We start from the raw sequence: 18,386 nt of genomic DNA, 5'->3' as shown, positions 1-18,386 counted from the left end.
AAGGAGTTCGCTCCTTCTTTTTTGAATAAAGAATATGAATGGCTGTTCATTCATTACATAAAGGAGGAAGCAATATGACACAAACGATCATGGTGACGGGTGGAACGAACGGAATGGGGAAAGCGATGGCGCTCGCCTTAAAGGAAGCCGGCTGGAACGTCGTCGTTACAGGACGCGACGCGGAACGCTTGCGACTGATGGATGAAGCATTGGGTCAGATTCAAGGTGAACATCTGACGATTCAGATGGATGTCCGTGATGCTGACGCTTGTCTGGCTGCTGTCAATCAAGCACGCGAACGGTTTGGTCGTCTCGAAGCATTGATCAACAATGCTGCCGGGAACTTCATCTGTCCGACCGACGAGTTATCATCAAATGGATGGAAGACGGTCATCGATATCGTCCTCAACGGGACATTCAACTGCTGTCACGCTCTGGTCAAAGGATGGCAGGAAGATCAAGTCGTTGGCGGACAAATCGTCAACATCGTTGCGTCTTATGCGTGGCAGGCCGGCGCTGGTGTCGCTCCGAGTGCTGCTGCGAAAGCCGGTGTTCTGAACTTGACGCGGACGCTTGCCGTCGAATGGGGCTATAAATATCAAGCCCGTGTCAACGCGATCAGTCCAGGCCCGATCGAACGGACAGGTGGTGCTGACAAACTCGCTTTATCACCGGAACACGCGGAACGAATTCGTCGCAACGTCCCGCTCGGTCGATTCGGTACACCGGAAGAGATCGCAACGCTCGCAAGCTGGATGGTATCAGATCAAGCCCGCTACTTGAACGGAGAATGTATTGCTCTTGACGGTGGTCATTGGTTAAATAAACAACCATTCTAATGATTGAGATTTAATGACTTAAGAAGTCGGTCTCCACAAAGATAAGAAGGACGCGTTTCACGTCACTCCTACAGGATCTTGTGTCTCGCCTGAGAAAAGGGCTTGAAAAGACGCGTCATTCCTTTTTTGGAGTCAGCCTCTTGCATGCGTCTCGAACTATTTTTCTTTCTTTTCGCTATGTTTATGAATCACCTAGAACAGGTAGAAAGGACAAGAAGGAGGCGATCGTATGTGGGAAGCGTTCGGTTGGGGAGCGCTAGCAGGTGGTGCCGTCGTCATCGGTGCCCTGTTTGGATTGTACTTACCCTTAAAACAACGCCTGATCGGCTATATCATGTCGTTTGGGACCGGCATCTTGATTGGAGCAGCGACGTTTGAGTTACTCGATGAAGCATTAAAGAAGTCAACGACACTCGTTGTCGCGATTTCCTTTATCGTCGGAGCACTCGTCTTTACAGGATTCGACCTATTCGTTTCGTCACGCGGCGCGAGTAAACGGAAACGCTCGTCTGGTGGGAACGAAGGCACAGGAACAGCGATTTTCTTCGGGACGATCCTTGATGCGATCCCTGAATCAATCATGATCGGTGCCAGTCTGTTATCCGGAAATGTCAGCGCGGCACTCGTCGCGGCGATTTTCGTCAGTAACATTCCGGAAGGTTTATCGAGTACGACCGGTTTGCGAAAAGATGGCTTCTCGAAGAATAAAGTATTGCTGATGTGGGGAGTCGTCTGGTTGATCTCCGCTCTCGCTTCTCTTGCCGGCTACACGATTCTTGCAGAACTCCCGGACATGCAATTCGCCATGATTGGTGGCTTCGCAAGCGGTGGGATCATCGCGATGCTCGCTTCGACGATGATGCCGGAAGCTCACGAGGAAGGCGGCGCGATCGTAGGTCTGTTCGCAGCACTTGGGTTGATTACAGCAATTATCCTCAGTTAATAACAAAAACAATGCGCATTTTCCGTAAGTTTAGTCGGAAACGCGCATTGTTTTTTAGTCATTTCGAAAATCGGTCTTCAGCTGTCTGTCGTACCGTCCCACTCTTGCTTGAACCGAGCAACAAACTCTTCCATATAGCGATGCCGCTCCTCTGCTAAATGAAGTGCTGTTTTCGTATTCATTAAATCTTTTAGCCGGAATAACTTTTCTTCAAAATGATTCAGGGCACTCGTCTCTCCCTTTCGATCACCCGGTTCTCGTGGTGCTAGTCCAGGTACATGCATCGGCTCCCCGAACCGACCAGCGAACTGAAATGTGCGCGCAATCCCGATTGCACCGATCGCATCGAGACGATCAGCATCCTGGACGATTTTCCCTTCAATTGTCCGCATTGGTGGGCGTGTACCGTCTTTATAGGACAAGCTCGTGATGATGGCTAGAATCTGTTCCTGTTCTTCTTCCGTCACCTTTCCTTGCAAGAAGGTCGCGACCTTCTCTGCCGTTCCCCCGAGTTTGCTATCTGCTACATCATGAAGTAAGGCTGCCAGTTCGATGATCTTGACGTTTCCGCCTTCTTGTTTGGCAATATGTAAAGCTAAACGACGAACCCGTTCGATATGGGCATAATCATGACCTGAAAAGTCCGTCGCATGAAACGACCGGACAAAGATTTCTGTTTCTTGAATCATTGTCGATTCCTCCATTCTGGTTCGAGTAATCCATAAAGTAACATGTCATGCCGCTCTCCGTCTCGTCGTAAAAAGGCACGGTATCTTCCTTCCTGTACGAATCCAAGGCGTTCGTACAGCTTAACCGCACGTGTATTATACTCAAAGACCGTCAATTGAATCCGGTACAGGTTCAGCTCTAAGAAGGCGTATTCGAGGATTGTCTGTAGCGCATCCGTCGCATACCCTTGCCCTTCACAATCCGGATCAATCCCGATCATCAGCCATGCCGTTCCGTGTGTAAATAGAATATCTTCCAGTGCAACGACGCCAATCATCCGTTCATCTTCAAAATTGCGAATGGCAAAACGGAATGTTTCCGGTGCATCTGTCGCCATCATCTGTTCGACCTTGTCCATCGATAAATGGCGGTATGGCGTCGCACTAAAATGACGGGCAAACGTTACATCGTCAAGCAGACGTTGCATCACTTCGGTATCTTCCCGTTGAAAACGCGTCAGCCGGATGTGGTGACCTTCCAGTAGTTTTTTCAATTTTATCCCCCTCTCTACTAAAAACCGAAAAACGCTAACCCTTTTTCAGAGTTAGCGTACTGTGATCATAAAACTTTTTCGAGGAATTTTTTCGCCCGGTCCGTCTTCGGATTGTCGAAGAGTTCGACCGGTGAACCTTCTTCCATCAAAATTCCTTCGTCGAGGAACAGGACACGATCCGCAACTTCTTTCGCGAAGCCCATCTCGTGTGTGACGATGACCATCGTCATCCCACTCTCAGCCAGCTGCTTCATGACGTCAAGCACTTCGTTGACCATCTCCGGGTCAAGAGCGGACGTCGGTTCATCAAACAGCATGACGTTCGGTTCCATCGCAAGCGCACGGGCGATCGCGACCCGTTGTTTTTGCCCACCTGACAACTGGTTCGGATAATTATCACGTTTTTCCGCTAGACCGACACGCTCAAGTAACGTCTCCGCCCGTTTAACTGCCTCATCCTTTGAGATACCAAGGACGTTGATCGGTGCGTACGTCAAGTTATCGAGAACGGACTTATGCGGGAACAAGTTGAACTGTTGGAAAACCATTCCGATGTTCTGACGTGCTTTTGAGATATTTGCTTTTGGTTTCGTCAATTCGAAACCATCGACAATGATTGTTCCACTCGTTGGTTGTTCAAGTAAGTTGATACACCGCAGAAATGTTGATTTACCGGATCCCGACGGTCCGATGACAGCGACGACTTCACCGCGTGTAACCGTCGTCGAGATACCTTTTAATACTTCTAATTTTCCGAACTGCTTATGCAAATCGGTGACTTGGATCATAGGTTCCATCTGATTACCCACTCTTTCTCATAGCTTTTTCGACTTGTTGGCCTATCAAGCTCAATCCCATGACGAGAACAAAATATACGAATCCGGCAAACAATAACGGTTCGAAATAAATCGCCTTTTCTCCTCCGACGATTTGCGCACGACGCATGACATCAAGCACACCGACCGTCGAGACGAGTGCTGATTCCTTCGTCAACGTGATCAATTCGTTCATGATCGCAGGAAGGATATTTTTAAAGGCTTGCGGTAAAATGATCGAACGGAGTTGTTTGAAATACGAAATACCGAGCGCATCCGCCGCTTCCCACTGTCCACGATCAACAGCCTGAATCCCTGCCCGGATGATTTCCGAGATATACGCTCCGGAGTTTAGGGAGAAGGCAATGATTGCCGATTGATATCCTGTCGTCACATACCCTGTCAGTTGCGGTAATCCGAAGTGGACGATCGCCAGTTGCAAGATCAGCGGTGTCCCCCGGAAGATCGCTGTGTAAGCATGACCAATGAAACGGAGGAAACGGCTCTTCGTGATTTTCAGTGCCGCGACGACGATTCCGATCAGCATCCCGGCAATGGCCGCCGCGATGACGACTTGGAACAGGACCGGAATCCCCTCAAGAATATATGGAATTGAATCTTGAATCTTTGTAAAGTCTATCATAATCAATCTCCTAACGTCGCACAAAAGGGATGAGGTTACCCCCACCCCCATGCACTTGACTTATTTTGCTTCTTTTTGGAACCATTCTTCTGCCAATTTATCGATTTCACCACTGTCGATCATCTTCTTCAACTCTTTGTTGAAATCGTCACGCATCTTATCCCCTTTTTTGAAGGCGATCGCTGATCCAGCTGGACCATCTTCTTTAATCTGGTACGTTTTTAGGGATGCATCTTGATCCATGTATTTGACGGCAACTGCATCCTCGATGATGAGGGCATCAATCCGACCTGTATTCAATTCTTGAATGATTTCTGGGATTTTGTTTAAAGGAACCGCTTCGCTATCTTTGAAGCGATCTTTTGCGAGTCCCTCTTGGATCGAACCAAGCTGGACACCGATTTTTTTGCCTTTGAGTTCGTCTTCCGAACTAATCGCTTTATCCTTCGTCATGACTAAGTTTTTTGATTCGAAGTAGATGTCCGTGAAGTCAGCATTTTTCTTACGCTCTTCTGTCGGTGTCATGCCCGCCATGACGAAATCGACACGACCTGAGCTGAGGGCACCAAGTAAGCTACCAAATTCCATGTCTTCGATTTTTAAGTCATACCCGAGATTTTTTGTGACTTCCTTGGCGATCGCAACGTCGAACCCGACGATGTCCTCTCCTTTTTTCGTATCGATGTATTCAAATGGGAAGTAATCCGCTGACGTTCCCATCGTCAATACTTTATCGCTTTTACTTGATCCACCTGTTGATTCTTCCGACGCGCCACATGCTGCCATCGTGACTGCCAGAATGCCTGCCATTGCCGTTGCTAATAATTTTTTCATTCGAGTTTTCCCCTTCCAACGCTCAATTGTCAGAACTTTAACAATAGTATGACTTATGTGTATATCCAATTCAATACCGAAAAGCCTGACCTGTTCTATTGCTTTTAGGATATACGAATATTTATTCACTGTAAAGCATAAATATATAAATTTTTTTGACTTTCTATTCATAATTCATGCATAAATGACTTTTTATATAGTTTTGCAAACGCTTTCAAATTTCAAATTTATTATTTTAATCTCATGAATGCGCAAAAAAAAAGACCCCTTTATCAGGAGTCTTCTTTGTTTATGCGTAGATTTCAATCAATGATTCAAGTTTCTCGACGACTTCTTCTGCCGTGAACGATTCGATGTCGAACCGCTCGACCATCGAGAGGATGTTTCCGTCTTGCATTAATGCAAATGATGGAGATGAAGGTGGATAACCTTCGAAGTATTCACGTGCACGGTCTGTCGCTTCGCGATCTTGTCCAGCGAATACCGTAACGAAATGATCGGGCTTGATGCCCTCTTTCCGATTGACATACGCTGCAGCAGGACGGGCGATCCCGCCAGCACATCCACAAACAGAATTGACAAGGACAAGTGTTAACCCTTCGCGTTTCATTGCTTCATCTACGCTCTCTGGCGTCGTTAATTCTTCAAATCCAGCAGCTTGCGCTTCTTTGCGGGCTGTTTGGACAACATCTTCAAAATACATTTGGAAATCCATCGTATTGCCTCCTTTGATTCGTTCTCCATCTTATTGTACGAGTTTCGGTGAAATCTGTCCAAGTCTGCCGCTTAATTCACTTTCTAAAAATGGACGGGCATGCAACAAATCACGGAAAGCGATATAACGATCAATCTTTTCTTCTGTTGGTCGTTTATTTTGTTTATAGGCGCGAATCAAGATGTTCTTCGGTGTGTGCTCGAGGTCGATGAATTCGAGAAGTTGCGCTTCATAACCGACGAGCGTCAGTAACTCGGCACGAATCGAATCTGTCGCAAGTGATGCGAATTTTTCTTTAATCAGTCCGTGCTGGAGCATGACATCGAGTGGCGAACAGTCCAGTTGACGGTTCAATTCCTTTTGACAGCACGGTACGCTCAGGATGACCGATGCATTCCAGTCAACAGCTCGCGCGAGTGCGACGTCAGTTGCGACATCACAAGCGTGAAGTGTCACCATCAGGTCGACTTCCGTCTCCCCTGTGTAATCATGAACGTCTCCGACACGGAATGTTAGATCGGTATAATCCAGATCACGCGCAATTTGTGTACATTCTTCGATGACTTCTTTCTTTAGATCAAGACCTGTCACTTCGAGGTCGAATCCTTTGACGACTTTTAGATAATGATAGAGAGCGAACGTCAAATACGACTTCCCGCAGCCAAAGTCCAAGATCCGGAGTTTTTTTCCTTTTGGTAAGGCAGCGATGCTATCCTCGACGAATTCAAGGAAACGATTGATTTGTTTAAACTTATCGTACTTCTGTTTTTTGACCTGACCCGCTTCCGTCATGACGCCTAAGCGAATCAGAAACGGAACCGGCACACCGTCTTCTAATAGATAGGTTTTTTTGCGGTCATGCGACAAGAGAGCTTTCATCGGCTCCTTTTTGGATGTCTTGATCGCGACTTTCATCTTTTTCGAGAGCTGGAATTGCCATTCTTCTTCTTCAAAACGGAATAAGAATTGACGGAATTCCGTGAACCAGTCATCGAGTCGTCCGACGAAATCGTCAATTAAAATATTTTCATGCTTCATAACGCGTTCAAATTGAAACTCTACCTGCATCATCACCGTATCTCTTAATAGAATCGGTTTTACCTTGATTCGTCGGAGATCATTTGATTTTTGACGCGGATTACTTATCGTTGCATGGATCAGTATTCCTTGCGTGATTTGCGAGGCAAGACTCGCTTTTAATTCATGTAGTTCCACTAGTCGTCCCGTCCTTTTCTGATGTTCTTTCGAAACTGTAGCAAATTCGTACCTGTTCGACAAGTTTACACGCTTTATCATTCGTACGTAATCAAAAGGAGGAATTCATCATGTTCAAAAAAATTCTCTCACAAATCGGAATCGGTGCCGCAACGGTCGATACACGCTTGACGGATGACCGCTGTGAACCAGGCGGTCAAATTCACGGTGTCGTCCATATCAAGGGCGGAAACGTCGATCAAGAAATTGATCGAATTTATCTTGAATTCAACACGCAGTACAAACAAGAAGTCAATGATAGCACGACGTTTACGACCTTCACGCTCGACCGATTTGCCTTAAATGAAGCGAAGTTCACGATTGAAGCGGGTGTCGAGCGGGAAATTCCCTTTACATTACGCGTACCGCTGAATACACCACTCTCCGTCAGTCAATCGAAATCGTGGATCGAGACGGGACTCGACATCGCTCAAGCCGTTGATCCATCGGACCGTGACGCCGTCATCGTCGAAGCAAACCGCTACCAAGCGACGGTCTTAGACGCGATGGAATCACTTGGCTTCCGATTGAAAAAAGCCGATACGGAAAAATTACCTGGACGATTCCGGAAAGATTTACCGATTGCTCAGGAGCTTGAGTATTCAGCTCGCAATACACACTACGCCCATAAACTGGATGAGATCGAAATCATCATGCTTCAAGACAGCTCAGGGATTGATTTAATCGTCCAAGTCGACCGTCGTGCGCACAGTCTTGGTTCATTATTCAGTGAAATGGCTGGTGCGGATGAGTCGATGATCAAACTGCGTCTGTCCAATAGTGAACTGCAGGATCAATCGTTCGTCGAACGTCAGCTGACAAGCATCGTGGAACGCTATAGCTGATCAATCGATCGACTTTACTTGAAAGTGATTCCTCTTCAGGGGGAGTCACTTTTTTTCATTCAAGTCAGTTTGTCTAAAAACATCTTTGAAATTTATTTCAATTTGAAATCGTTTACAAATAAAATATTGTTTTAAAACAAACACCTTGCTATACTGTCCGTATTGAAAAGAATTCCAGTCACGGTTTGACTAAAGGAGGACGTACATCATGAAAAAAATCGGACAGTTCACGTTAACAGCCGGACTCGCAGCAGTACTCGTCTCAAGTAGTTTACCTGTCATGGCAGAGGCAGGATCTTCAGCCGATCGGATCAGTCACAAAATCGACACGATGACACTCGAACAAAAAATCGGGCAGATGATCATGCCGGACTTCCGGCAGTGGAATGGCAGCAATCATACGTCGCTTGCCCCAGAAGTCGCGAACATCATCGATCGCTATGATTTAGGCGGCGTCATCTTGTTTGCTGAGAACGTCAGCGAAACCGAACAGACGACGAAACTCGTTCATGATCTGCAAGAAGTCGTCAAACAAGATGCTAGCAACGATATTCCACTCTTCGTCACGATCGACCAAGAAGGTGGAATCGTTACTCGGCTCGGAACAGGGACGAACTTACCTGGCAACATGGCGTTAGGTGCGACCCGCAGTAGCACATATGCCAATGATGCCGGTCATATCATCGGTTCCGAACTGCGTGCGCTCGGCATCAATGTCAACTTTGGTCCGGTTCTCGACGTCAACAGCAATCCTGGAAATCCTGTCATTGGTGTCCGCTCGTTCTCGAGTGATCCGGAGCTCGTCGGCACACTCGGTTCCGCTCTAATGAAGGGAATTCAGTCTGAAGGTGTCGCGGCGACTGCCAAACACTTCCCGGGTCACGGCGATACGGCGACCGATTCCCACTATGGATTACCGGTCGTTGACCGATCCCTGCAGGAGCTAGAACAAGTCGAGCTCGTACCGTTCAAGCGAGCTATTGCTGAAGACATCGATATGATCATGACAGGACACATCGGGATGCCGCAAATCGAACCTGAAGTCGTCACGTCGACAAATGGTGCCTTCCCTTTACCTGCGACGTTATCGGATGATGTCATCACGGGCGTACTGCGCGAAAAACTTGGCTACGATGGCATCGTCATCACAGACGCGTTGAACATGCAGGCGATCGCCGACAACTTCACGGAATCAGAAGCCGTCTTAAAGACGTTTGACGCTGGAGTCGACATCGCGCTCATGCCGACGATCCTTCGTTCCGAGCAAGATGTCACAAAGCTCGATCAGATTTTCAAGGATGTGATCGCAGCAGTCAAAGACGGTCGCCTTTCAGAGAAACGAATTGATCAATCGGTTGAACGAATCTTGACGCTAAAAGCAGAGCGTGGGATTTGGAACGGTACGACTGACACGACATCCCTAGCTGAAAAAATCGCGCACTCGAACCAAATCGTCGGCAGTCCCGAGCATAAAGCAAAAGAACGCGCGATGACGGAAGCCGCGGTCACACTCGTGAAAAATGATCAGCGGACGTTACCATTCAAACCGAAAAAGAATGCAAATGTTCTTGTGATCGCTCCTGCGACGGATCAAACGGACAGCATGAAAAAAACGATCGCGTCCCTACCGAAGAATCGGAACTGGCACGTGACGACAGCGAATTACTCAACTACTACGCTACCGCTCGACCAAAACCCGACATTACGGGCGCAACTCGATGCAGCAGATTACATCATCGTCGGTTCCAACGTCAACACGAGTGCTAAACTACTACCTACTGCACCAGAACAAGCGGTTCCGGCTTCGATCTTCCGCTATGCGAAACAAACGGATTCACCATCCGTCCTGCTCAGTCTCCGTAACCCATACGATGTCGCCGTTCAACCGGACGCACCGGCACACGTCCTCGTCTATGGCTTCAAAGGCGACCCGAACGGACCAGACTCCGAAGCAGGCAATCTGAAATCAGCGGGACCGAACCTGCCTGCAGGTATCCGAGCGATCTTCGGAACGTTCAAACCGCAAGGCACTTTACCGGTAGATGTGCCGGTCTTTCAGAACGGTGTCTTTACCGATCAACTGCATCTCGAATTCGGTGACGGCTTTAAAAACTGGAAAAAATGATGACGTGATACACCAAAAGACCGAAGCTCCTTAAAGGATGCCTCGGTCTTTTAACGATTGATACGGATATTCGGCTTCTTCTTTCGAACGCTTGTAGACACGATGAAGTGAATAAGTCAACGAAACATAGAGGATGACGACTAGGATAGTCGCGATGGAACTCCCCGTTGTAAAACCGAACTGAAGCAACCCCTGAAAATTCTGAATCGTAGCATATGTTCCGTACACCGCCATCAAGATGGGAATGATGTACCCAACAAATCTCACTTTTACTTTTCCGAGCACCTGTTGCACGACATATGCCGCGAGAATCACAAGTGCGATCACGATGATTTCCATTCCAATCCCAACTCTCACTAAATGGTATTCCTAATTCTACCATTTAGTGATTCAAGAAGATACCTCTCGTGCCGGAATCGTTTCGTAAACTGACGCAAACGTCTCTTCCGTCCACCCCATGTGCCAGAAGAGTAACTCATAGTAACAACTTGTCACGAAATGACGTTTCATTCGCTCGCGTTCCGCTGGGCTCGCTTGCTCCGCCAGCGCATCAAGCCGTGCAATCTGTTCAAAGACGACCTTTTCGAACCATTCCGAGCTATACGTGTCGATCCATTGCTGATAGATTTTTTCTTCCGGTGTACACGTCAGTAATTGTTGCCCGACTTCATAATACAACCAGTAACATGGCAAGATGGCAGCAATCGTCTCACCAAGCGTTCCTTCACTCGCATGATGCATGTGCGAGACGTACGCATATGCTGTCGGTGCCGGTTCAAATGCTTCAAGGTCTGCTGCCGTAATACCGAGCGGCTTAAAAAATGATTGATGTAAGCTCAGTTCTGCCTCGTAAGTCGAAGTAGCATGTTCGGCAAGTGTCGCGATCGTCGCGAAGTCGTCCGCTTTTGACGCTGCCTTCGCTTGAATCTTCGCAAAGTGTTTTAAGTAATAGGCATCCTGCATGACGTAATGCCGAAATTTCGAGAGTGGTAACGTCCCCTCTCCGATTCCTTGAACGAATGGGTGCGTAAAACTACTGTTCCAATACGCTTGTGCCGCTTGTTTGATTTCTTGTGTGAATGTCATGATCTCATCCTCCTCGTTTGGTATGAAACGAAAAAACACCACCCCGAAACACACGGGCATGGCGCAAGAAGAACAAGACTTGACGCCACTTCCCTCCGTAAGTACGAACTTAATCAGGTTCAAAGGGTCCGAACGTCTTCGTTCGTCTCAGTCAGCCTACCGACTCCCCTAGTGGTCATTATTCGATTCCCATCCACTATAGCATGCTGAAAATGGAAGTCAAGTTGTCCTCTTTTCGCTATACTATGGAGTGTCAGAAGACGGATGCCGTCTCCATCTACAGACCGATTCCGAACTTCTTTCGTTCTCGTACACTAACTTTAGTACCTGATACTATAATTTATTCTGTTACTTACAAATTGGAGGATTTCATTATGCATACACCAACAAAAATCATGGCGTCAGCCGTTATCGCTTCTGCTTTATTACTCCCAACAGCCGCATCCGCCGAACAAGTCGTCGATAAGACGATCGTCACACTCGGGGAGTCACTCGGCGCAAAGGATAAAGCATGGGTGCTTTCCCGTCTCAATGCACCGGAAGGCATCACGCCGATCATCGCAACCTCTGCTGACGAAGAAAAATATCTCGGGAAAAACATTCCACAGTCGCAAAAAGGTGGCAACATGTATTCTTCGGCTAAGATTGAACTGACGGAAAAAGGAGATGGACTTTCCGTCTCGACGGAGAACATCACATGGGTGACGAAGGATATGTATCTCAACGCTCTCGTCACAGCGGGTGTCAAAGATGCCGACATCACGATCACTTCTCCCTACAAGGTGACCGGGACATCGGCACTGACAGGAATCATGAAAGCGTACGATCAAACTTCCGCTGAGACGGGAATTAAGTTAAGTGACGAACGCAAGGATTTAGCACAGCAAGAATTATCGGTCACATCAGACGTCGGAAAAACGGTCGGCACGGATAAAGTCGCTGACTTAATGAATGAGATCAAGGCTGAGATCGCCAATCAAAAACCGGAAACCAAAGTCGAGATCGAAAACCTGATCGTCCAAGTCATTCAAAACAACAATATCCAGTTGTCTGACGCACAAATGGACCGGTTGACGAATCTATTCAATCAAATGGAGCAAGCGAACATCAACTGGGGACAAATCGAGAGTGGATTGAAAAATGCGGGACAAGACATCCACGCGTTCGCAACTTCAGAAGAAACGAAAGGATTTTTCGCTAAATTATTTGATGGACTCAGTGACTTCTTCAGTTCAATCGCGGGTGTGTTCAAATAATTCAGACTTCCTTAACTGACAAAAAAATAGTAAACTAGATGTATCTGAAACGAAAGGTGGTGTGAAAAGATGGACTTTGCCGCGTGCAAACACTGGTTGATGGAACAATTGTATCTGTTGCGCGCGATTTTTCATGAAATGGCGTTCTAAGGCACCCGTCTGTCCTTTTTTAAGAACTTCATGAATGAAAAATACTGCAAAGCGCATCTTTCACACGTTAGGGAGAGTGCTATTTGCGCTCTCCTTTTTTGATGCGCGCGAAAGGATCAATTGAATATGATGATTTGCGACATTCAACACCTGACAAAACAATTCGGAGGCGAGACGATCTTAGCGGATGTTTCCCTCTTCTTAAACGAACACGACCGTGTCGGTCTGATTGGACGAAACGGGAGTGGTAAGACGACATTACTCCGCTTGCTTGCTCGCCTTGAGCAACCGGACGGTGGTGTCATCTATCAAAAGAGCGGTTTGACGATCGGCTATTTGGAACAACTTCCTGTATATAGTGAGACGCTGACCGGACTCGACGTCCTTTGGACAGCGTTTGCAGAGACTCTCGTGATCCGTTCTCGGATGCAACAGTTGGAGCAAATGATGGCGACAGCACCAGAGAATCTTGATGCGTTACTCGCGCGATATGCGGAAGCGACGAATGCGTTCGAACAAAAGGATGGCTATCTACTCGACTCGAAGATCGAGCGCATGGTGAACGGGTTACACCTTCGTCCGTTACTCACTCGTCCTTTCCACCAGTTGAGCGGTGGTGAACAGACGAAGATTTGTCTCGGTCGCATGTTACTCATGGAGCCAAATCTGCTCATTCTTGACGAACCGACGAACCATCTCGATTTAGCTGCCGTGGAATGGCTGGAGCAGTTCTTACGGGACTACACAGGAACCATCCTGCTCGTCTCTCACGACCGGGTCTTCTTAGACGCCGTCGTCACCTCGATCGTTGAACTCGAGGACGGTGAACTGACAACCTATATAGGGAATTACAGCGCGTTCGTCGTCGAACGAGAACGTCGCTTGATGGAACAGTTCCACGCCTACCAAGAGCAACAGAAAAAAATAAAGAAAATGAAGGAAGCGATTCGTCGACTCCGGCAATGGGCAAACGAAGCGTCTCCACCGAGTGAGAAATTATTCCGTAAAGCAAAATCGATGGAACGGGCACTCGAGCGGATCGAACGGATTAAACGACCACAACTCGAAGCCAAAACCGCTGATGTCTCCTTCTCTTCCACTGATCACTCGAGCCAAGTCGTCTTTCGCGCTGAAGAACTCTCGTTTGCTTATGGAACCCGTCACATTTTTGATGACGTCTCGTTCGAGATCATGGCACAGGATCGGATCGCGATCGTCGGAACGAATGGGAGCGGGAAATCGACGTTGCTCTCACTGCTGCTTGACGAATTATCACCAGAGGCAGGCACACTCACGCGTGGACCATCGAATCGGATCGGTTACCTGTCCCAGCATGCCCATTTCGAGGAGGACGCGCGGTTAATCGACTGGTTTAGAGACCGGATTGCCGTTCCAGAAGCGGAAGCCCGCCATATCCTAGCCCGGTTCCTGTTCTTTGGACCAACTGTCTTTCGGTCCATTTTGTCACTGAGCGGAGGCGAACGTGTGCGATTGCAACTCGCCGTCCTCGTTCATTCGTCGGTCAATGTATTAATTCTCGACGAGCCGACGAATCATCTCGATATTGAATCAAGAGAGACGTTGGAAGAAGCACTCGAGAATTTTTCTGGAACATTGATTGCCGTCTCACACGACCGCTATTTCTTGAATCGGCTATTTCCGCAGATCCTGTGGCTCGAAAATGGTCTGACGCGTTATCATGGTACGTATACGTATGCTCAACAGAAGCGTGCTGAGTTCGCTACGTCTTCCTCACTCCACGTAACTCCTCAAAAACCAAAACGCTTGTCACAACATGAGTTAGAAGTGCAGATCGAGCGGCTTGAACAGAAATTAGCAAAACGTGAAAAACCGACCGATACCGTTTCTAAAAGCATCCAACAGCAACTCGATGACCTATACGAACAATTGCTACAGCATGGATGATTTAGCTTTACTTGCCTGTCACTCTCGATACCGAGAGTGGCAGTTTTTTCGTTCACCTACAATGTTTTTAACTCCTAACATTTAGCTAACTTTATTAAGTTTTAAAATTTTATTTTATTTTGTTGTTGCTTATTGTCTGAAAATTCGTATAATTTAGCGTATAGCTTTTATTATTCTTTGGGAGGAATACACCATCATGAACGCCATTCAGCAAGTCATTCAAGGAAGTGTCGATTACGCCAACAATATTTTATGGTCGTATGTATTGATCGCCGTATTGATTGGCGGCGGGATCTACTTCACGATCCGAACTGGCTTCATCCAATTCACGTACTTAAAAGAGATGTTCCGCGTCACGCTCGATAAAAGTGAACAAACAACAGACGATAAAGGAGAAAGCATCACTTCCCTCCAGTCATTCTTCATCGGTGCTGCGACTCGAATCGGTACGGGTAACCTTGCCGGTGTCACAATTGCTGTCACACTCGGCGGACCGGGTGCCGTCTTCTGGATGTGGATGGTCGCTCTTCTTGGTGGTGCGACGGCTCTCATCGAAAGTACACTGGCTCAAGTTTATAAAGTGCGCGATACGAAATCGAACGCGTACCGTGGTGGTCCTGCCTACTATATCGAAAAGGGCTTGAAGAACCGGGCTCTCGGAATCGTCTTTGCAATCTTGATTGCCGTTACATTCGGGCTTATTTTCAACTCCGTTCAATCGAACACGATTGCCGCTGCCTTTGACAATGCGTTCGGTATCAACACAGCTGTCGTCGGTGCTGCACTCGTCGTCTTGACGGGTCTCGTCATCTTTGGTGGTGTCCACCGTGTCGCGAAGTTCTCTGCAATCATCGTTCCTATCATGGCAGGTCTTTACTTGCTTGCTGCTCTTTATGTCGTCGTCACGAACCTGACGGAACTTCCTGGTGTGTTCGCAATGATCTTTAAAAGTGCTTTCGGAATCGAGCAAGCATTCGGTGGATCGGTCGGTGCTGCGATTTCACTCGGTGTCAAACGTGGATTGTTCTCAAACGAAGCCGGAATGGGGTCTGCTCCGAACGCTGCGGCAGCGGCTGAAGTCTCTCACCCAGCAAAACAAGGTTTCTTACAAACACTTGGTGTATTCCTTGATACGTTGATCGTCTGTACAGCGACAGCAACGATTATTCTCCTCAGTGATAGTTATGCTGCTGGAAATGGCGAAGGAATCGGCATGTTGCAAAACGCGCTCTCCGAAGAATTTGGTGCAATTGCCCCACCATTCATCGCACTCAGCGTCTTCTTGTTTGCTTTTAGTTCGATCGTTGGTAGTTACTACTACGGTGAGACGAACATCGAGTTCATCAAACAAAGTCCAGCAGCCGTCTTCGGTTTCCGGATTGCGACAATGGGCTTCGTCTTCATCGGATCTGTTCTCAGCCTCGGTATGGTATGGAGTTTTGCCGATCTCTTCATGGCAGGCATGACATTAATCAATATGACAGCGATCCTCCTCTTGAGCGGCATCGCTCTCAAAGTCATCAAAGATTATCAGGAACAACGGAAACAGGGACTCGATCCTGTCTTCTCAGCAAAAGCACTCGGGATCGAAAATACGGAGTGTTGGGACGTTGAAGAAGAAGCTCGTCCTGCGGCTGGCGAAGTGCCGCCATCACAATAAATCACTTCTGAGTTCGAACTTCAGCACCGAGTAAGCCATGCGCCTACTCGGTGTTTTTATTTGTAAAAAAGAATTTGGATTATGTTTTCATCGGACAGGGAAAAAGTCAACAGATTGCCCCGAAGGAGGAATTCATCTTGTCTCAAGCCATGTTGATCATCAACCCGTCTTCTGGAAAAGAACTCGGAAAAAAACACGCAACGCTTGCTGAGGAAACGCTTGCTACTCGCTTTGAAACCGTCGACGTTCGGTTCACGGAAAAAGAACACGATGCGACGGAATTTGCGCGTCATGCTGCCCAGTCTAATTACGACGCTGTCATCGCCATGGGAGGTGACGGAACGGTCAATGAAGTCATCACCGGAATTGCCGAACAACCGCATCGCCCAACGCTCGGAATCGTCCCACTCGGAACGGTAAATGACTTATCGCGCGCATTACACATTCCGACGGATCCGGAAGAGGCGATCCAGATTCTAGCTGACTCCCCTGCCCGACCGCTCGATATCGGTAAATATGATGACCATTACTTCATGAACGTCATCGCTGTTGGTCTGATTGCGGAAGCCGTCGAGGAGGTCAGTGTCGAACAAAAGACGTCACTCGGATCGGTCGCTTATTTCATTGAAGGTCTAAAAGCCTTCAAGGATCATAGCCCCTATCCGATTGAAATCAATTCTGCTGAGAAACAATTCGATGGAGAAGCGCACTTGTTGATCATCGCCTTAACGAATTCCGTTGGCGGGTTCGAATCCTTTGCAGAAGACGCAAAAGTCGATGACGGGTTGTTGCACGGTTTCATCATTACGAAGCTTGGATTCTTTGATGCGCTCCAAGCATTACCCAAACTCATCACGGGTGGATTATCAAAAGCAGATCAAATCGAACACTTCACGACGACACGTGTCGAAATTCGCTCGAAAGAAGAATTGCCGATTAATGCCGATGGGGATACAGCAGGTCATGTTCCCGTGACTGTCGAGGTACTCCCGCAACATTTAACTGTGTTTTCACCATCTTCTAATGAATAACAGTATAGGTTCATAGAAAAAAGAACTGACTCTTCGTCAGTTCTTTTTTACTTATTAATCCATTACAATATATGTTAACAAAGCGTAATTTTGAAACATATTTGAAATATTTTCGTGTTATTGACGATGCTATAATCATCTCAGGCGAAAAATCATTCTTTAAAATAAATAATTATACATAAAATCTTACAATTTTGTAATGATCAGTTCTGGCGCTTCAGATTTTTAAGGAGGAAATACACTCAATGAAACGTTTACTTACAACAATGACAATGGCAGCTTTGGTAGTTTCAGGTTTTGCAACAACGAGTGCTTCGAAAGTTGAAGCTGCAACGACATATAAAGTAAAGGTCATGGCAGACGGACTTCGTGTTCGTACAGGTCCATCAACAGCTTATAAAATCGTCGGTAGCGTCAATACAGGACAGACATTCAATTATCTTGGTGTTTCCGGTTCATGGACAAAAATTTCATACGGTGGCGCATCACGCTACGTTTCTTCTACATACGTAAAAAAATACAGCACAACGACTTCAACAAAAGCAACGACTGGCTTCTCGCGTCCAGCAAGCGGTCCAATCACGCAAGGATATGGTGCTGCAAGTGGAGTTTACGGTTATACGTTCCATAACGGTATCGATATCGGCGCTCCAACAGGTACACCTGTCTATGCATCAGCCGCTGGTAAAGTCATCACATCCCGTTATTACGGCGCATACGGAAATTACGTCATGATGACGCATACCGTCAACGGCATCCAATATACGACGGTGTATGCACACTTGAATAGTCGCTCCGTCTCAGTCGGACAGACGATTGCAAAAGGATCGAAAATCGGTACGATTGGTGCAACAGGTAACGCGTTTGGTGCGCATCTCCATTTTGAAATGCATCGTGGTCCTTACGTCTACAGCGGAACGTCTGCTGCAAACAGTGTCAATCCACTCAATTACTTCAACTAAGCTTGATTCACCGGACTTCTCCCCATGAGAAGTCCGGGTTTTGTGTTTCAGATGAAATCTCCTGACAGGAATGGTACGGT

General features: G+C 47.2%; 19 protein-coding genes and 1 riboswitch. Of the genes, 9 read left to right on the top strand and 10 right to left on the bottom strand.

The window, feature by feature from the left end; translation table 11 throughout:
* Nucleotides 1-74 precede the first annotated feature (74 nt).
* A complete protein-coding gene (gene fadH / locus MKY22_RS05200) occupies nucleotides 75-839 on the top strand; it encodes a 2,4-dienoyl-CoA reductase (protein WP_290776214.1) in 765 nt (254 codons plus the stop codon).
* 229 nt (nucleotides 840-1,068) lie between these two features.
* Nucleotides 1,069-1,782, top strand: coding sequence for a ZIP family metal transporter (locus MKY22_RS05195; RefSeq protein WP_047390876.1), 714 nt, complete (start codon nucleotides 1,069-1,071; stop codon nucleotides 1,780-1,782).
* A 77-nt stretch (nucleotides 1,783-1,859) separates the two neighbouring features.
* Here MKY22_RS05195 and MKY22_RS05190 read toward each other — a convergent pair whose 3' ends face one another.
* From MKY22_RS05190 to MKY22_RS05160, 7 genes are all read right to left on the bottom strand, one after another.
* Nucleotides 1,860-2,486: an HD domain-containing protein gene (locus MKY22_RS05190; RefSeq protein WP_290776212.1), complete on the bottom strand. Its 627-nt coding sequence runs from the start codon at nucleotides 2,484-2,486 to the stop codon at nucleotides 1,860-1,862.
* Nucleotides 2,468-3,004, bottom strand: coding sequence for a GNAT family N-acetyltransferase (locus tag MKY22_RS05185; protein WP_214808240.1), 537 nt, complete (start codon nucleotides 3,002-3,004; stop codon nucleotides 2,468-2,470). The genes MKY22_RS05190 and MKY22_RS05185 overlap by 19 nt, the downstream gene beginning before the upstream one ends.
* A gap of 65 nt (nucleotides 3,005-3,069) precedes the next feature.
* Entirely contained in the window at nucleotides 3,070-3,792 is a 723-nt protein-coding gene (locus MKY22_RS05180) for an amino acid ABC transporter ATP-binding protein (protein WP_041255311.1), read from the bottom strand.
* Nucleotides 3,793-3,805: 13 nt separating this feature from the next.
* Nucleotides 3,806-4,465, bottom strand: a complete 660-nt coding sequence (locus MKY22_RS05175) for an amino acid ABC transporter permease (RefSeq protein ID WP_290776325.1) — start codon at nucleotides 4,463-4,465, stop codon at nucleotides 3,806-3,808.
* Between the two features lie 57 nt (nucleotides 4,466-4,522).
* Nucleotides 4,523-5,296, bottom strand: a complete 774-nt coding sequence (locus tag MKY22_RS05170; RefSeq protein WP_023467617.1) for a transporter substrate-binding domain-containing protein — start codon at nucleotides 5,294-5,296, stop codon at nucleotides 4,523-4,525.
* A 289-nt stretch (nucleotides 5,297-5,585) separates the two neighbouring features.
* Nucleotides 5,586-6,011 (bottom strand): BrxA/BrxB family bacilliredoxin, encoded by a 426-nt coding sequence (locus MKY22_RS05165; RefSeq protein ID WP_023467616.1) that lies wholly within the window; start codon nucleotides 6,009-6,011, stop codon nucleotides 5,586-5,588.
* 30 nt (nucleotides 6,012-6,041) lie between these two features.
* Entirely contained in the window at nucleotides 6,042-7,226 is a 1,185-nt protein-coding gene (locus MKY22_RS05160) for a class I SAM-dependent methyltransferase (protein ID WP_290776209.1), read from the bottom strand.
* Between the two features lie 110 nt (nucleotides 7,227-7,336).
* Here MKY22_RS05160 and MKY22_RS05155 point away from each other — a divergent pair, with 110 nt between their 5' ends.
* Both MKY22_RS05155 and MKY22_RS05150 read left to right on the top strand, forming a co-directional pair.
* Entirely contained in the window at nucleotides 7,337-8,110 is a 774-nt protein-coding gene (locus MKY22_RS05155) for a sporulation protein (RefSeq protein WP_023467614.1), read from the top strand.
* A 208-nt stretch (nucleotides 8,111-8,318) separates the two neighbouring features.
* The gene (locus MKY22_RS05150) at nucleotides 8,319-10,235 is read left to right on the top strand and encodes a glycoside hydrolase family 3 protein (protein ID WP_290776207.1); all 1,917 of its coding nucleotides are present in this window, start codon (nucleotides 8,319-8,321) and stop codon (nucleotides 10,233-10,235) included.
* A 30-nt stretch (nucleotides 10,236-10,265) separates the two neighbouring features.
* Here MKY22_RS05150 and MKY22_RS05145 read toward each other — a convergent pair whose 3' ends face one another.
* A complete protein-coding gene (locus MKY22_RS05145) occupies nucleotides 10,266-10,574 on the bottom strand; it encodes a hypothetical protein (RefSeq protein ID WP_290776205.1) in 309 nt (102 codons plus the stop codon).
* Nucleotides 10,575-10,625: 51 nt separating this feature from the next.
* Nucleotides 10,626-11,321: a thiaminase II gene (gene tenA, locus MKY22_RS05140; protein ID WP_290776203.1), complete on the bottom strand. Its 696-nt coding sequence runs from the start codon at nucleotides 11,319-11,321 to the stop codon at nucleotides 10,626-10,628.
* Nucleotides 11,322-11,394: 73 nt separating this feature from the next.
* A riboswitch (TPP riboswitch) is annotated at nucleotides 11,395-11,501 on the bottom strand.
* Nucleotides 11,502-11,695: 194 nt separating this feature from the next.
* Here tenA and MKY22_RS05135 point away from each other — a divergent pair.
* Complete coding sequence (locus MKY22_RS05135) at nucleotides 11,696-12,577, top strand: DUF1002 domain-containing protein (RefSeq protein WP_023467610.1); 882 nt, start codon at nucleotides 11,696-11,698, stop codon at nucleotides 12,575-12,577.
* On the opposite strand, the gene MKY22_RS05130 is transcribed toward MKY22_RS05135, so the two are convergent.
* Nucleotides 12,554-12,784, bottom strand: coding sequence for a hypothetical protein (locus tag MKY22_RS05130; RefSeq protein WP_035398262.1), 231 nt, complete (start codon nucleotides 12,782-12,784; stop codon nucleotides 12,554-12,556). The two genes, MKY22_RS05135 and MKY22_RS05130, sit on opposite strands and share 24 nt — an antisense overlap.
* Nucleotides 12,785-12,856: 72 nt before the next feature.
* Between MKY22_RS05130 and abc-f the strand changes: the two genes are divergently transcribed.
* The 4 genes from abc-f to MKY22_RS05110 all read left to right on the top strand — a co-directional run bounded on the left by abc-f (nucleotide 12,857) and on the right by MKY22_RS05110 (nucleotide 18,306).
* Nucleotides 12,857-14,653, top strand: coding sequence for a ribosomal protection-like ABC-F family protein (gene abc-f / locus MKY22_RS05125; RefSeq protein WP_341087175.1), 1,797 nt, complete (start codon nucleotides 12,857-12,859; stop codon nucleotides 14,651-14,653).
* Nucleotides 14,654-14,849: 196 nt separating this feature from the next.
* On the top strand, nucleotides 14,850-16,313 hold the full coding sequence (locus tag MKY22_RS05120; RefSeq protein WP_290776199.1) for an alanine/glycine:cation symporter family protein: 1,464 nt from the start codon (nucleotides 14,850-14,852) through the stop codon (nucleotides 16,311-16,313).
* 137 nt (nucleotides 16,314-16,450) lie between these two features.
* Nucleotides 16,451-17,344 carry a diacylglycerol/lipid kinase family protein gene (locus tag MKY22_RS05115; RefSeq protein WP_290778682.1) on the top strand — a complete coding sequence of 298 codons (894 nt, stop codon included), beginning with the start codon at nucleotides 16,451-16,453 and terminating at the stop codon, nucleotides 17,342-17,344.
* Nucleotides 17,345-17,589: 245 nt separating this feature from the next.
* Nucleotides 17,590-18,306 carry a peptidoglycan DD-metalloendopeptidase family protein gene (locus tag MKY22_RS05110; RefSeq protein ID WP_341087171.1) on the top strand — a complete coding sequence of 239 codons (717 nt, stop codon included), beginning with the start codon at nucleotides 17,590-17,592 and terminating at the stop codon, nucleotides 18,304-18,306.
* Nucleotides 18,307-18,386: the final 80 nt, after the last annotated feature.

Source organism: Exiguobacterium sp. FSL W8-0210, assembly GCF_038006045.1.
GTDB lineage: Bacteria > Bacillota > Bacilli > Exiguobacteriales > Exiguobacteriaceae > Exiguobacterium_A.
This window is presented reverse-complemented; position numbering and strand designations above follow the sequence as displayed.

Excerpts from the sequence above, each read along its gene's own strand:
- MKY22_RS05190 (WP_290776212.1), bottom strand. The coding sequence starts at position 2,486 with ATGGAGGAATCGACAATGATTCAAGAAACAGAAATCTTTGTCCGGTCG.
- MKY22_RS05150 (WP_290776207.1), top strand. The coding sequence starts at position 8,319 with ATGAAAAAAATCGGACAGTTCACGTTAACAGCCGGACTCGCAGCAGTA.
- MKY22_RS05170 (WP_023467617.1), bottom strand. The coding sequence starts at position 5,296 with ATGAAAAAATTATTAGCAACGGCAATGGCAGGCATTCTGGCAGTCACG.
- MKY22_RS05110 (WP_341087171.1), top strand. The coding sequence starts at position 17,590 with ATGAAACGTTTACTTACAACAATGACAATGGCAGCTTTGGTAGTTTCA.
- MKY22_RS05165 (WP_023467616.1), bottom strand. The coding sequence starts at position 6,011 with ATGGATTTCCAAATGTATTTTGAAGATGTTGTCCAAACAGCCCGCAAA.
- MKY22_RS05120 (WP_290776199.1), top strand. The coding sequence starts at position 14,850 with ATGAACGCCATTCAGCAAGTCATTCAAGGAAGTGTCGATTACGCCAAC.
- fadH (WP_290776214.1), top strand. The coding sequence starts at position 75 with ATGACACAAACGATCATGGTGACGGGTGGAACGAACGGAATGGGGAAA.
- MKY22_RS05180 (WP_041255311.1), bottom strand. The coding sequence starts at position 3,792 with ATGATCCAAGTCACCGATTTGCATAAGCAGTTCGGAAAATTAGAAGTA.
- MKY22_RS05145 (WP_290776205.1), bottom strand. The coding sequence starts at position 10,574 with ATGGAAATCATCGTGATCGCACTTGTGATTCTCGCGGCATATGTCGTG.
- MKY22_RS05155 (WP_023467614.1), top strand. The coding sequence starts at position 7,337 with ATGTTCAAAAAAATTCTCTCACAAATCGGAATCGGTGCCGCAACGGTC.
- abc-f (WP_341087175.1), top strand. The coding sequence starts at position 12,857 with ATGATTTGCGACATTCAACACCTGACAAAACAATTCGGAGGCGAGACG.
- MKY22_RS05195 (WP_047390876.1), top strand. The coding sequence starts at position 1,069 with ATGTGGGAAGCGTTCGGTTGGGGAGCGCTAGCAGGTGGTGCCGTCGTC.
- MKY22_RS05135 (WP_023467610.1), top strand. The coding sequence starts at position 11,696 with ATGCATACACCAACAAAAATCATGGCGTCAGCCGTTATCGCTTCTGCT.
- MKY22_RS05130 (WP_035398262.1), bottom strand. The coding sequence starts at position 12,784 with ATGCGCTTTGCAGTATTTTTCATTCATGAAGTTCTTAAAAAAGGACAG.
- tenA (WP_290776203.1), bottom strand. The coding sequence starts at position 11,321 with ATGACATTCACACAAGAAATCAAACAAGCGGCACAAGCGTATTGGAAC.